The organism is Candidatus Andeanibacterium sp. (assembly GCF_057143545.1).
Genome location: NZ_DBNHSF010000217.1, coordinates 1 through 11,663, shown reverse-complemented (window position 1 = coordinate 11,663; position 11,663 = coordinate 1). Strand labels below are relative to the sequence as shown.

Genomic DNA, 11,663 nt, shown 5'->3' with positions numbered 1-11,663 from the left:
TTGCCGGTTATGCGCTGGGCATCCCGGCCGCCTATTGGTTCATCGAGCGGTCGCTGCCAATCTTTGCGTAGCTCGCGCCAGCCCGCCCGACGCTGTCCGGTGACAATGGTTCTTGGGGACTGGTGCGGTCGAGAAGACTCGAACTTCCACGGGCTTTCGCCCACAACGACCTCAACGTTGCGCGTCTACCAGTTCCGCCACGACCGCATAATCGACAAGGAGCATGGACCGCTCCCCGCGGGGTAGGAGCGCGCCCCTAGCAAAGCTCGATAGGCGCTGCAAGCGGCCTTTGACCTGCAATCCGGCCGATCCGGAGTCCCGCTGCGAGACGCGGTAAACAACTTCCTTGCGAGGATGGTGAATCGAGCGTCAACCTTTCGCGCATGAGCTTTGCCGCCGCCTTGATTCTCGCTGCCACCGTGGCTGGACAGGCCCAACAACCGGGCGCTTCGTCTTCGGGTGCTGCGCGGGCAACCGCAACCGCGACAGCCACGGCCACAATCCTGCGATCGGCGCGGATATCGCTGCGCGATGGCGCCGGGAATGCAACGGCCTCGATCGATGGCGATGCGCCGGTTTACCGGAACCACAGGCGCGCGGGCGATCGAGTCCTGATCGAATTCCAGTAGGTTCGCGGATCGGGCGCTATTCGGGCTTCCATCCGATCTCGGCGACCCTCGCCGAGCGTGGGACATCCGGAATGCCCGACCTCACGCGCACGGTTTCGCCCGGCGCCAATGTCCGCTTGGGCGGGTTGATCTCGGTTTCGAACACCACACGCTCGCGTTCATCGCGCAGCTTCAGGAGCAGGACCGGCACCCGCCGCGTCTCTGCGCCATTATTGGTGATCGTGCCATTGGCGGTGAAATATTCGGTGCCGCTCGGCAATTGCCTGCGATCCTGTTCGCTGGCCGGAAAATCGAACGTCAGGTCTGGCTGGTCGGGGCCGAATTCGGGCCGGTCGACGGGGACCCATTCCGGCAGGCCCCAATAGCTGACCGCGACTACGGTCCCGATCGCGAACAGCGCAAAAATCGCCGCGACGATGGTCCACAGCTTCACCCAGTTGCGGCGGCCACGGAAGGGCGGCTCGTGATCGAATTGTGAGTATTCGTATTCGTCTTGCGTGCCGTAGTCCTCTTCGACCGGAGGCGGAGAGGCATCGGCTAGCGATTGCGGCGGTTCGGGGGCGCTCTCCTCCGCCTCGTCCGCCCCGGGCCCAGCTTCCCCCTCCGGCTCCGCTTCGAATTCAGGTTCGTCGACGGCCGCTTCCCCCTCCGGCTCCTCGACCGGCTCGGTCTCACCCGGCAAGACCTGCTCCGCAAATCCTGGACGGGCGTCCTCTGCTGGTTCGGCATCGGGTACCGCCGGGGCATCCGGTCCCGGCTCCGGCCACGAGACCGGCTCGGGTTCGGGTTCGGGCGGAGTGTCGGGTCCGGATTCGGGTTCCGGCTCGGGCTGCGGGGGCGGAGGAGCGGGCGGCGGTGTTTCCTGTTCGCTCGGCCTTGCGCTCGGCGGCCGTTCGATTTCCGTGCCGTCCTGGAACCAGCTATGCTTGCATTTGGCGCACCGCACAGTCCTGCCCTCGACGCCAATCGCGCTGTCGGGAACGACATAACGCGTCGAACAGGCTGGGCAGGCGATGATCATGGTGCAATGCTGTTAAGCACTTAGCCCAGTGGTCAACAAGGGCTGGCTGATGTGGAGGGTGCCCGGCAGTGGCTTTTTTCCACATCGATCACCCGCTATAGCCCGCGCGACATGGCAGAGTTCCGCCCATTTTCGACCGGCATCGATGAGCCGGATACGCCATGAGCGGCTCTCCGGACACGATTGTCCAGTTCGACAATGTCGGCCTGCGCTATGGAACCGGCAAGGAGGTGCTGAGCGACGTATCCTTCGCGCTCTATCCTGGCAGCTTCTATTTCCTCACCGGGGCAAGCGGCGCCGGCAAGACCTCGCTCCTCAAATTGCTCTATCTTGCTCAGCGCCCATCGCGCGGGATGATCCGCATGTTCGGGACCGATGTAATCACCCTCCCGCGCAACCGCTTGCCATCTTTCCGGCGCAGGCTCGGGGTGGTGTTCCAGGACTTCCGGCTGGTCCCGCATCTCTCTGCCTTCGACAATGTCGCGCTGCCCTTGCGGGTTGCGGGGGTGCGGGAAAACGAGCTCCAGAAACCGGTGGCGGACATGCTCGAATGGGTCGGCCTGGGCGACCGGGCAGATGCGCGTCCGGCGACGCTTTCGGGCGGTGAGCAGCAGCGCGTCGCCATTGCCCGCGCGGTGATCGGCCGGCCCGACCTGCTGGTTGCCGACGAACCGACCGGCAATGTCGATCCCGACATGGCCTTGAAACTGTTGCGGCTGTTCGAGGCGCTCAACCGCATGGGGACATCGGTGGTCGTTGCGACCCACGATCTCCATTTGCTCAAGAAGGTCCCGGATTCGCTGATCATGCGGCTCGACAAGGGCAGGCTCGGCGATCCCACAGGCGCTTTGCGCTATCCCCCGCGCAGGATTCTCGTGCCCGACGAGGAGGATGCCGCGTGAAGCGCCCTCCGGTCCTGGCGCGCGCGGTCTCGCGCGGTCTCGCGAGTTTCAGCGGGGAGCGGGCGGCACAATTGGTGCCGCAGGCAAGGCTGTCCGGCCCCATGCCGTGGGTTATCGCGATCATGATCGCCCTGACCACGATTGCCGCTGCCGGAGGGCTGGCGCTTTCCAATCTCGCCGATGCGGCGAGGGCCGAATTGCGCGGCGGCCTGACTGTCCAGATCGTCGAAGCGGCTCCAGAGGAGCGCGAGCGGCAGGCAAGGGCGGCTGTCGCGCTGCTCACGCGGTTCGATGGAGTCGAATCGGTCCAGCGGATTCCGGACAGCGAGTTGGGCGATCTGGTCGAACCCTGGCTGGGCGAAATGGGCGCGATCGGTGAAGATATTCCGATTCCCGCCCTGATCGACGTGCGCCTGGAAGGCCAGGTGACCAACCAGAGGCTCACGGCGGTGAGAAATCTGCTTTCGGGCCGCGCTCCGGCGGCACGGGTGGACGCCCAGTCGAGCTGGTTGGGGCCGGTCTTTTCCGCGATCGGTTCGCTGCAGTGGCTGGCGGGGGGACTCGTCGTCCTGCTCGCAGCCACCAGCGCCGCGGCCGTCTGGCTGGCTTCGCGCAGTGCGCTCGGCTCCAATCGCGGGACGATCGAAATCGTGCATCTGCTTGGCGGGACGGATGGGCAGATCGCCGGGATTTTCCAGCGCTCCGTCGGCTACGATGCCGTGCTCGGCGGCGCGGTGGGGCTCGGCCTCGGCCTGGCCGCGATATTGCTGCTCGGCGGGCAATTTGCAGCGCTTGGATCGGGGATGATTGCCGGCGGAGGCCTGCATTTGACCGACTGGCTGATCATAGCCGCGATTCCGCTGGTCGGGGTATTGATCGCCCTATTTACCGCACGTCTGACTGTCCTCTCGGCTCTTAGGCGAATGCTGTGATCCTGCGACTCATCGCATCCCTGTTCAGCCTCTGGGCGATCGGCTTCGTGGCATTCGCGCTGACCTTGCCGGGGCCCGCCGGTTCCGAGAAGACCGACGCGATCGTGGTCCCGACCGGAGGCAAGGGCAGGATCGACCGCGGCCTCGAGGTCCTGCGCGCAGGCGAGGCGCGGCAATTGCTGGTCACCGGCGTCGATCCGGAAGTCAAACCGGCCGAATTCGCCGCCGAATATACAGTCGAGGAAGATCTGATGAAATGCTGCATCACGCTGGGGCAGGCGGCGGAAGACACCAAGGGCAACGCGGCGGAGACGGCCGAATGGATAGCCCGGCGGGACTACAAATCCCTGCGGCTGGTTACGACCAATTGGCACATGCGCCGGGCTTCGCTCGAATTGGCATCGTCGCTTCCAGCAGATGTCAGGATCGTCGAGGATGCAACGTCTTCGACCCCGAGCCTCAGGATACTCGTGCTCGAATATCACAAGCTGATCGCCAGTTTCCTTTCGCAGCATTTGCCGGTGTAATCGATGGGGCAGGTGATGCGGAGCCTGGCCTTCTATCTCGCGTTCTATGGCGGGACTGCGGTGCTCCTGTTGCTCGTGGCACTCACCCTGCCGCTTTCGGGAAGGGCTTTCCGCGTAATCCCCAATGCGTGGTGCGCCTTTCACCTGTGGTGTGTCAGGCACCTGCTCGGCATCGAGGTGGTGATCGAGGGCAGGGTTCCTGAAGGGGGCGTGCTGGTTGCGCACAAGCATGAGAGCTTCTTCGAGGCGATCAATCTCGGAGTCCTGCTCAAGGATCCGGTCGTCTTCGCCAAGGAAGAGCTCTATCGCATCCCGATCTGGGGCTGGGCGGCCAGGAAATACGGTTCGGTTCCGGTTGCGCGCAGCGAGGGGGCGAAGGCCCTGCGATTCATGCTGGCGGAGGCCCGGCGGCTCGCCGCCAGCGGACGACCGCTGGCGATCTTTCCCGAAGGCACGCGTATACGGCACGGTGAAAGCCCCCCATTGCGATCCGGGTTTGCGGGGATCTACAAGCTGCTGGGCCTGCCGGTCGTCCCGGTCGCGGTGGACAGCGGCCCGCTGTACCACCGACGCTGGAAGCGGCGCGGAGCGATAACCTATCGCTTCGGCGAGGCAATCCCGCCCGGCCTGCCGCGCGAGGAGGTCGAAATGCGCGTGCAGCAGGCTATCAACGTCCTCAATCGCTGAGCGCTATTCGTGGTCCTTGCGCCCGAAATCGGGCCGGGCGTCGTCTTGCCCCAGCGCGACGATCGAGCGCCGGATGGCGCGGGTCTGGGCGAAACGTTCGAACAGGGTATCGCCATCGGCCCGCCTGATCGCATCTTCGAGCCCTTTGAGATCGTCGAGGAAGCGCTGGAGCATCACGAGGACAGCGTCGCGATTGTGGAGGAACACGTCGCGCCACATGGTCGGGTCGGATGCGGCGATGCGGGTAAAATCGCGAAAGCCGCCGGCCGAGTATTTGATCACCTCGCTGCGGGTAACATCCTCGAGTTCGGAAGCGGTTCCGACGATCGTATAGGCGATCAGGTGCGGGATATGGCTGGTTACGGCCAGCACCAGGTCGTGATGCTTGGCATCCATCGTGTCGACCATCGCGCCGAGTTCTTCCCAGAAGGCGACGAGCCTTGCGACAGGCGCCGGGTCGGCCCCTTCGGGTGGCGTGATGATGCACCAGCGCTGGTGGAAAAGGGTCGCAAATCCGGCGTCCGGACCGCTATATTCGGTTCCCGCGACCGGATGAGCCGGGACGATGACTCGGCCCGGTAAGGCCTCTGCCAGCGCCTCAAGGATCGTCTGCTTCGACGAGCCGACATCGCTGATAACCGCGCCTTCGGCCAGATGCGGCTCTATTTCACGGGCGACCTCGCCCATCGCCCCCACCGGCACGCACAGGATGACGAGATCGGCATCGGCCACGGCCTGGGCGGCCGTTTCACAAACCTCGTCCGTCAATCGCAGTTCGCTCGCCCGGACGCGCACGGCTGCGTCGGAGTCGTACCCGGTCGTGCGCGCGTTCGGCAAATGGGCGCGAACCGCAAGGCCGATAGATCCGCCGATCAGCCCCAAGCCGATGATTGCGATACGCTCGAATGGCGGCGGGCCTGGGCTCATCGATTCTCCTCTGCCAGTTCGCGCAGGATAGCAGCAATTTCAGTCATTTGCTCGCTCGTCCCGATGGTGATGCGCAGGGCCTGCGGCAGCCCCTGCCCAGGTAGCCAGCGGGTCGCATAGCCGCGCGCGGCCAGCCCGTCATGCGCGGCCTCGGCGGTCAGTGCGCCTTCGAACAGCACCAGCACGAAATTGGCCTCGCTCGGCAGGGCGCGCAGCCCGTGATTGCCCAGCGCTTCGAGCGAAGCGACGAACCGCGTGCGTTCCGCCAGATTGTGTTCGCGCGAATGGATCACAAAGCTCTGGTCTTGCAGCGCGGCGATCGCCCCGGCTTGTCCGGCGGTGGTGACGTTGAACGGCCCCCTGATCCGGTTGAGCATATCGACGATCGGCCGGGCGCCAGTTGCCCAACCGATGCGGTCGCCCGCAAGACCGTAGATTTTGGAAAAGGTCCGCGTCACGAGGACGTTTGCTTCGCGCGCCGCCAGTTCCAGTCCGCCGTCCTCCTCGCCTTGCGCCAGATATTCGGCATAGGCCTGGTCGATCACCAGCAGCACGTCGCCGGGCAGGCCTTCATGCAGCCGCGACAGTTCCTGCCGGCCCAGATAGCTGCCGGTCGGATTGTTGGGATTGGCGATGAATACCACCCTTGTCCTGGGGTTCACGCATGCGAGCAGCGCATCGACATCCGTGCCGTAATCGCAGTCGGGTGCCTCGATCGGCGTGGCCCCGCAGCGCTTCGCGGCGATATCGTAGACCGAAAAGCCATAGCGGACGTAGAGCACCTCGTCGCCATGTCCGGCATAGGCAAGGGCGGCGAGGTTCAGCAATTCGTCCGAACCCGTCCCGCAGACGATCCGCGCGGGATCGATCCCGTGCAACTGCCCGATGGCCTCGCGCAGGGCGGTGCTGTCGGGATCGGGGTAGAGCGAGGGGGTTGTTGCCTTCGCGCGTGCTTCAAGCGCCGCCGGGCTGGTGCCGAGCGGGTTCTCGTTGGCCGACAGCTTGACCAGTTCGCGCCCGTCCTTCGCGCGCGATTTGCCCGGCACGTAAGCGTGGATGGATTCGATCCAAGGCTTGGGGATTGGCTGCTTTTCCATGTCGCGCGCGCCCATAGCCGCATTGATCCCGGATTGACAGCCCGGCTTTGTCACCCTGGGCCGCGTTGGCGACAATTGACAGATATCCGCCCGTCCCCCATTTCGCGCGGCCATGGCCACCGCGCTTGCCTCCGACAGCACTTGCCTCGTGCTGCCCCATCCCCTGCCGCTCGATAGCGGGCAGGCGCTAGAGCGCGTCGAGATCGCTTACGAGACTTACGGCGAGCCCAATGCAGAAAAGTCCAATGTTATCCTGATCTTCCACGCCCTGACCGGTGACCAGTATGTCGCGAGCACCCATCCGATTACCGGCAAGCCCGGCTGGTGGTCGCGCATGGTCGGCCCGGGGCTGCCGATCGATACCGATCGGTTCCACGTCATCTGCGCCAATGTCGTGGGCGGCTGCATGGGCTCGACCGGGCCGGCCAGCCTTGCGCCCGACGGAAAGCCCTACGCGATGCGGTTTCCGGTCATCACCCTGCGCGACATGGTGAGGGCGCAGGTCGCGCTGCTCGATGCGCTGGGGATCGGCAAGGTACATACCGCGATCGGCGGCTCAATGGGCGGGATGCTCGCGCTGAGCCTTGCCGCCAGTTTCCCCGAGCGTGCGGAGCGGATCCTCGCGATCGCCACAACCGCGCGGCATTCGGCGCAGAATATCGCGTTCCACGAAGTCGGGCGGCAGGCGATCATGGCCGATCCCAACTGGCAGCGCGGCGCTTACTACGAAAGCGGCGACGGGCCGACCGCAGGCCTCGCGGTCGCGCGGATGGCGGCGCATATCACCTATCTTTCGGAAGCCGGGCTGACCGACAAGTTCGGGCGGCGGCTGCAGGACCGGGAGGCGAAGAGCTTCGGCTTCGATGCCGATTTCCAGGTCGAGAGCTATCTGCGCCACCAGGGCATCAGCTTCACCAGCCGGTTCGACGCCAACGCCTATCTCTACATCACGAGGGCGATGGACTATTTCGACCTCGCCGAGGAACATGGCGGGAGGCTCGCCGATGCCTTTGCCGGGGCGAAGGACACGCGCTTCTGCCTCGTCAGCTTCGATACCGACTGGCTCTACCCGACCGCCGAAAGCCGCAACATCGTTCACGCGCTCAACGCCGTGGCCGCGCCGGTGAGCTTCGTCGAACTGAAGGCGCCATACGGGCATGACAGCTTCCTCTTGGACGTCCCGGCGCTCGACCGGGTGATCAAGGGCTTCCTCGAATGACCAAGCTGCGGCCCGATCTCGCGGTGATCGCCCGCAACATCCCGGCCGGCGCGCGGGTGCTCGATATCGGCTGCGGCGACGGGCTCCTGATGGAAGAACTGCGCGACGAGCGCGGGGCCGATGCGCGCGGGCTCGAACTCGTTCCCGAGCGGGTCGAGCTGTGCGTCTCGAAGGGCCTGTCGGTGATCCAGGGCGACGCCGACCGCGACCTCGCCGATTATCCCGACGACGCCTTCGACTACGCGATCCTCAGCCAGACGCTGCAGACCGCCAACCGGCCCGATCACATGCTCGACGAATTGCTGCGGATCGGGCGGCGGGCCTTCGTCAGCTTTCCCAATTTCGCCTTCTGGCGGATGCGGCTGTCACTGCTGGTCAACGGCCGGATGCCGGTGACGCCGCATCTGCCGGTCAGCTGGTACGAGACCGAGAATATCCACCACCTCACCATCGCCGATTTCCGCGCGCTGCTCGATGCCAAGGGCGTGAAAGTGGAAGGCAGCTGGTTCTTCACCCACGACCGCGAGATCGGTTCGTCTGGCGCAAACTGGCGTGCGGAGCATGCGGTGTTCCAGCTAAGCCGTTAGCCTCCCGCGTTTACCAGCAACACGCTGTCCTCCCACGCCAGGCACCACAGGCTGAGGCCTGCCGCCGTGGCGCGCTCGACCGCGATCGAGGTTGGGAGCGAGATGGTGACGAGCCTTGTCGCCCCCGCGCGGACGGCCTTTCGCCTATCTCGTAAAGCCGTACTTCCGGCCCAGCTCGGGATTGCCGAAATCGATCACAATCGTTCGCCTGGCGATCTTCCACTGGCCTTTCTCGCGCACGAACGTGTCGAGATAGCGGCCGATACTGAGTATCTTGGGCCCTACCTCACCGTCGCGAATGATGGTGGTCACATAGCTGGTGCCGGTCGCATGATCGCCGTCGATGGTGCCGACCACCGTGTTCGATATGAGATGGCGCATGAGCGAGGTGGTTTCGCCATTGGGCAGTTCGATCGAATATCTCTCATGATCACGTTCGGCTTGCCCGACGAGGGCATCATGCCCCTTGACGACGACAAGTTCACCGACGGCAATCTCGCCGTCCTGCGTGAACAGACCGGCGTATTCTTCCGGTGATCCGAAGTCATGAACTTGGCCATAGCGCATCATCAAATCGACGATGTCACTGCGATCGTCGGCGGTTCCGGCCAGTGCCGGTTGAGCGGTCAAGACGATGGCAATTCCTGTCGCCAGCATCCCTGAAGCCAGATTGCGGAATTCCATCGATATATTCTCCCTTGCAATCGGATGATCGCCATACCAGACCATTTTCCTTGGGAAGGGAAATACAGGGAGCGTCTGAATTGACAATCGAAAGACCTGCAACCCTGCTGCTGGGATTGCTATTGGCAATGGCGGGGACGAACGCACAGGCGCACCACTCGACCGCCGAATTCGATTATTCCAAGACCGTCCTGCTCGAAGGGACGATCAAGGAAGTCCAATGGACGAACCCGCATTCTTACATTCAGGTCCTTGTGACCGACGCGGATGGCAAAATCGCGCAATGGGGTATCGAAATCGGGGCCCCGGCGCTCAACGTCGGCATGGGTTGGCGCAAGACGAGCGTGAAGCGCGGCGACAAGATCAAGCTCAATATCGCTCCTGCGCGCAACGGAACGACCTTCGGTACGCTGCGCCACCTGACCTTGCCTGATGGGACAGTGCTCGACGGCGTGGCCGCGCGGTTCGGCGGGGGTCCCCTCGCCGAATCCTCGAAATAGGATCCGGTGACCGTGGCGAGGACAATCACTCTGGCTGGTTCGCTCCTTGCGTCGGTACTCTGCGCCGCGGCCATGCCCGTCTCAGCCCAGGATGGAGCAGCCGGAATCGCTGGCACCTGGATCGCCGACAGCTTTCCCGATCGCCTTTTGACCCTTTCCGGCGACGAACCGCCACTGACCGAGGAAGGAGCGGAACTGTACCGGGCCAATCTGGCTGACCGCGACAGCGAACAGCCACAATTCGACCGGACGCGCTGGTGCGCCGGGCCCGGTGTACCACGGATCATGTTCATGCCGTCCCCGTTCGAGATCATTCCCAACCGCGATTTGATCGGCTTCGTTTACGGCTGGTATCGCTGGCATCGGGTGGTGGACATGAGCGGTGAGGAGGTCGAACCCCTGCTGCCACAGACGATGGGCTATCCAGTCGGGCATTGGGAAGGCGACGTTCTGGTCATCGACACGAACGGCCTGACCAGCGACACGATTCTCGATGCTTCGGGCCTGCCGCACTCCGATGACATGGAATTGAACGAGCGGATCGAAGCCCTGCCCGACGGTCGGCTGCGGATTCGCTTTCGCATCACTGACCCCGAAATTTTCTCGGAATCATGGGAGACCGAGATGACCTATCATCGGCCAGGAGACCTGAGCGTGACCGACGACGTCTGTCCCGACCGCATCGCCGAGGGCAAGCCCGCCATTCCTCTGCCGGAAGAAGTGCAACGATGAGCAGGCTTCTCGCGACTGGGTTGCTCATCGCACTGTTGGCGTTTCCGCTCGCGGCGCAGGATACCGTCTCCGACGCGCAGAAATTGGCCGGGATGTGGGAAGCAGAAAGGTTCTTCTTCGAGGTCAAGGACCCCCCGCTGCTGCCGGCGGCCAAAGCCAGGGTCGACGGCTATCGCGAACGGATGAAGAACGGGCAGATCATCTATACGGGGTGGACGTCCTGCCGCCCAGGCGCGGCCAACGCCATGGTCATGACGATGAACACCATCGCCATCCTCCAAACCGACGACGAAGTGACGTTGCTGTATGAGGAGCCACGGATGAACCGCCGCATTCGGCTAGGCGCGGAACATCCAGCCGACCTTGAGCCGAGCTACCTCGGCGACTCCGTCGGTCATTGGGAAGGCGATACGCTGGTAGTCGACACGATCGGCTACAACGGCAGGTTCGAACTCGACACCTATGCCATCCCGGCCGGGACGCGGATGCACACGATCGAACGTTTCACGAAATCCGCCGACGGCAAGCGCATTGCGATCCAAATCACCTTCGACGACCCGGAATTCTACAGCGAACCGTTCTCGGTCGAGCGCTCCTGGAAGCTGAGCGAGAAGCGCCACCAGTTCGACTACGATTGCATGGAAAACCCGCGCGAGGAGGAATTTGCAAATACCTATTTCGTCCAGGACATCTATCGGCCGACCTGCATTCGCTATGCCGGCGAGGGATTCGAATTATCGCGCATCGTCTGTACCAAGCCAGAAGATATCGCAGCTGAAGACGAGGAATAACTGGCCGCAGACAATGGCCTGCACGTCAGGCGCCAGCGATCGGCAAAAATGCTGGATGCGCTCCGCGATCGGTTCCGCGCACTCTTCTTTCCAGCGGGCGAAGGGCCACTATGGATTCCGGTCGCAATTCTTGTGAGAGACGGCTCGTTTCAAGACCCGCTTTCCAGCCTTAACCGCCATTCACCACCAGCACGCTGTCGTCCCGCGCCAGGCACCACAGGCTGAGGCCTGCCGCCTCGGCGCGCTCGACCGCCATCGAGGTTGGGAGCGAGATGGTGACGAGCCTTGTCGCCCCCGCGCGGACGGCCTTTTCGACGATCTCGTAGGAACAGCGCGCGCTCGACAGGATAAAGCCTGCCGCGGGGTCCTGCCTTGCCTTCGCCAGTGCACCCACGAGCTTGTCCATCGCATTGTGCCGCCCGACATCT

The 11,663-nt window shown here is 63.9% G+C and carries 15 protein-coding genes and 1 tRNA gene; 10 read left to right on the top strand and 6 right to left on the bottom strand.

Annotation, left to right across the window (positions count from 1 at the left end):
* Positions 1-120 precede the first annotated feature (120 nt).
* Positions 121-207, bottom strand: a tRNA-Leu gene (locus AC16XC_RS12780).
* 176 nt (positions 208-383) lie between these two features.
* On the opposite strand from AC16XC_RS12780, the gene AC16XC_RS12775 reads away from it, so the two are divergent.
* Complete coding sequence (locus AC16XC_RS12775) at positions 384-629, top strand: hypothetical protein (RefSeq protein ID WP_484035044.1); 246 nt, start codon at positions 384-386, stop codon at positions 627-629.
* 16 nt (positions 630-645) lie between these two features.
* Here the strand turns inward: AC16XC_RS12775 and AC16XC_RS12770 are convergent, their stop codons facing one another.
* Positions 646-1,650, bottom strand: a complete 1,005-nt coding sequence (locus AC16XC_RS12770) for an MJ0042-type zinc finger domain-containing protein (RefSeq protein WP_484035043.1) — start codon at positions 1,648-1,650, stop codon at positions 646-648.
* Between the two features lie 161 nt (positions 1,651-1,811).
* Here AC16XC_RS12770 and ftsE point away from each other — a divergent pair, with 161 nt between their 5' ends.
* From ftsE to AC16XC_RS12750, 4 genes are read left to right on the top strand one after another with little or no spacing between them, the layout of a single operon-like run.
* Entirely contained in the window at positions 1,812-2,552 is a 741-nt protein-coding gene (ftsE, locus tag AC16XC_RS12765; RefSeq protein WP_484035042.1) for a cell division ATP-binding protein FtsE, read from the top strand.
* A complete protein-coding gene (locus tag AC16XC_RS12760; protein ID WP_484035041.1) occupies positions 2,549-3,484 on the top strand; it encodes a cell division protein FtsX in 936 nt (311 codons plus the stop codon). Before ftsE ends, AC16XC_RS12760 begins: the two co-directional genes overlap by 4 nt.
* Positions 3,481-4,011, top strand: coding sequence for a YdcF family protein (locus AC16XC_RS12755; RefSeq protein ID WP_484035040.1), 531 nt, complete (start codon positions 3,481-3,483; stop codon positions 4,009-4,011). Before AC16XC_RS12760 ends, AC16XC_RS12755 begins: the two co-directional genes overlap by 4 nt.
* 15 nt (positions 4,012-4,026) lie before the next feature.
* Positions 4,027-4,698, top strand: a complete 672-nt coding sequence (locus AC16XC_RS12750) for a lysophospholipid acyltransferase family protein (RefSeq protein WP_484035039.1) — start codon at positions 4,027-4,029, stop codon at positions 4,696-4,698.
* A gap of 3 nt (positions 4,699-4,701) precedes the next feature.
* On the opposite strand, the gene AC16XC_RS12745 is transcribed toward AC16XC_RS12750, so the two are convergent.
* Together AC16XC_RS12745 and AC16XC_RS12740 are read right to left on the bottom strand one after the other, a co-directional pair.
* Entirely contained in the window at positions 4,702-5,625 is a 924-nt protein-coding gene (locus AC16XC_RS12745; RefSeq protein ID WP_484035038.1) for a prephenate/arogenate dehydrogenase family protein, read from the bottom strand.
* Positions 5,622-6,722 (bottom strand): pyridoxal phosphate-dependent aminotransferase, encoded by a 1,101-nt coding sequence (locus AC16XC_RS12740; RefSeq protein ID WP_484035037.1) that lies wholly within the window; start codon positions 6,720-6,722, stop codon positions 5,622-5,624. Before AC16XC_RS12740 ends, AC16XC_RS12745 begins: the two co-directional genes overlap by 4 nt.
* A 112-nt stretch (positions 6,723-6,834) precedes the next feature.
* Here AC16XC_RS12740 and metX point away from each other — a divergent pair, with 112 nt between their 5' ends.
* A complete protein-coding gene (metX, locus tag AC16XC_RS12735; protein WP_484035036.1) occupies positions 6,835-7,941 on the top strand; it encodes a homoserine O-acetyltransferase MetX in 1,107 nt (368 codons plus the stop codon).
* Positions 7,938-8,528, top strand: a complete 591-nt coding sequence (gene metW, locus AC16XC_RS12730) for a methionine biosynthesis protein MetW (RefSeq protein ID WP_484035035.1) — start codon at positions 7,938-7,940, stop codon at positions 8,526-8,528. Before metX ends, metW begins: the two co-directional genes overlap by 4 nt.
* 144 nt (positions 8,529-8,672) lie before the next feature.
* On the opposite strand, the gene AC16XC_RS12725 is transcribed toward metW, so the two are convergent.
* Complete coding sequence (locus AC16XC_RS12725) at positions 8,673-9,212, bottom strand: nuclear transport factor 2 family protein (RefSeq protein WP_484035034.1); 540 nt, start codon at positions 9,210-9,212, stop codon at positions 8,673-8,675.
* An 80-nt stretch (positions 9,213-9,292) separates the two neighbouring features.
* On the opposite strand from AC16XC_RS12725, the gene AC16XC_RS12720 reads away from it, so the two are divergent.
* The 3 genes from AC16XC_RS12720 (at position 9,293) to AC16XC_RS12710 (ending at position 11,235) form a co-directional block, all read left to right on the top strand.
* The gene (locus AC16XC_RS12720) at positions 9,293-9,712 is read left to right on the top strand and encodes a DUF6152 family protein (RefSeq protein WP_484035033.1); all 420 of its coding nucleotides are present in this window, start codon (positions 9,293-9,295) and stop codon (positions 9,710-9,712) included.
* Between the two features lie 72 nt (positions 9,713-9,784).
* Positions 9,785-10,444, top strand: coding sequence for a hypothetical protein (locus tag AC16XC_RS12715; protein ID WP_484035032.1), 660 nt, complete (start codon positions 9,785-9,787; stop codon positions 10,442-10,444).
* Complete coding sequence (locus AC16XC_RS12710; protein WP_484035031.1) at positions 10,441-11,235, top strand: hypothetical protein; 795 nt, start codon at positions 10,441-10,443, stop codon at positions 11,233-11,235. Before AC16XC_RS12715 ends, AC16XC_RS12710 begins: the two co-directional genes overlap by 4 nt.
* 169 nt (positions 11,236-11,404) lie before the next feature.
* On the opposite strand, the gene AC16XC_RS12705 is transcribed toward AC16XC_RS12710, so the two are convergent.
* A partial coding sequence (locus AC16XC_RS12705; RefSeq protein ID WP_484035030.1) for a formate dehydrogenase accessory sulfurtransferase FdhD occupies positions 11,405-11,663 on the bottom strand: 259 nt, incomplete at its 5' end.

Excerpts from the sequence above, each read along its gene's own strand:
- AC16XC_RS12775 (WP_484035044.1), top strand. The coding sequence starts at position 384 with ATGAGCTTTGCCGCCGCCTTGATTCTCGCTGCCACCGTGGCTGGACAG.
- AC16XC_RS12770 (WP_484035043.1), bottom strand. The coding sequence starts at position 1,650 with ATGATCATCGCCTGCCCAGCCTGTTCGACGCGTTATGTCGTTCCCGAC.
- ftsE (WP_484035042.1), top strand. The coding sequence starts at position 1,812 with ATGAGCGGCTCTCCGGACACGATTGTCCAGTTCGACAATGTCGGCCTG.
- AC16XC_RS12750 (WP_484035039.1), top strand. The coding sequence starts at position 4,027 with ATGCGGAGCCTGGCCTTCTATCTCGCGTTCTATGGCGGGACTGCGGTG.
- AC16XC_RS12745 (WP_484035038.1), bottom strand. The coding sequence starts at position 5,625 with ATGAGCCCAGGCCCGCCGCCATTCGAGCGTATCGCAATCATCGGCTTG.
- AC16XC_RS12740 (WP_484035037.1), bottom strand. The coding sequence starts at position 6,722 with ATGGAAAAGCAGCCAATCCCCAAGCCTTGGATCGAATCCATCCACGCT.
- metX (WP_484035036.1), top strand. The coding sequence starts at position 6,835 with ATGGCCACCGCGCTTGCCTCCGACAGCACTTGCCTCGTGCTGCCCCAT.
- metW (WP_484035035.1), top strand. The coding sequence starts at position 7,938 with ATGACCAAGCTGCGGCCCGATCTCGCGGTGATCGCCCGCAACATCCCG.
- AC16XC_RS12725 (WP_484035034.1), bottom strand. The coding sequence starts at position 9,212 with ATGGAATTCCGCAATCTGGCTTCAGGGATGCTGGCGACAGGAATTGCC.
- AC16XC_RS12715 (WP_484035032.1), top strand. The coding sequence starts at position 9,785 with ATGCCCGTCTCAGCCCAGGATGGAGCAGCCGGAATCGCTGGCACCTGG.
- AC16XC_RS12710 (WP_484035031.1), top strand. The coding sequence starts at position 10,441 with ATGAGCAGGCTTCTCGCGACTGGGTTGCTCATCGCACTGTTGGCGTTT.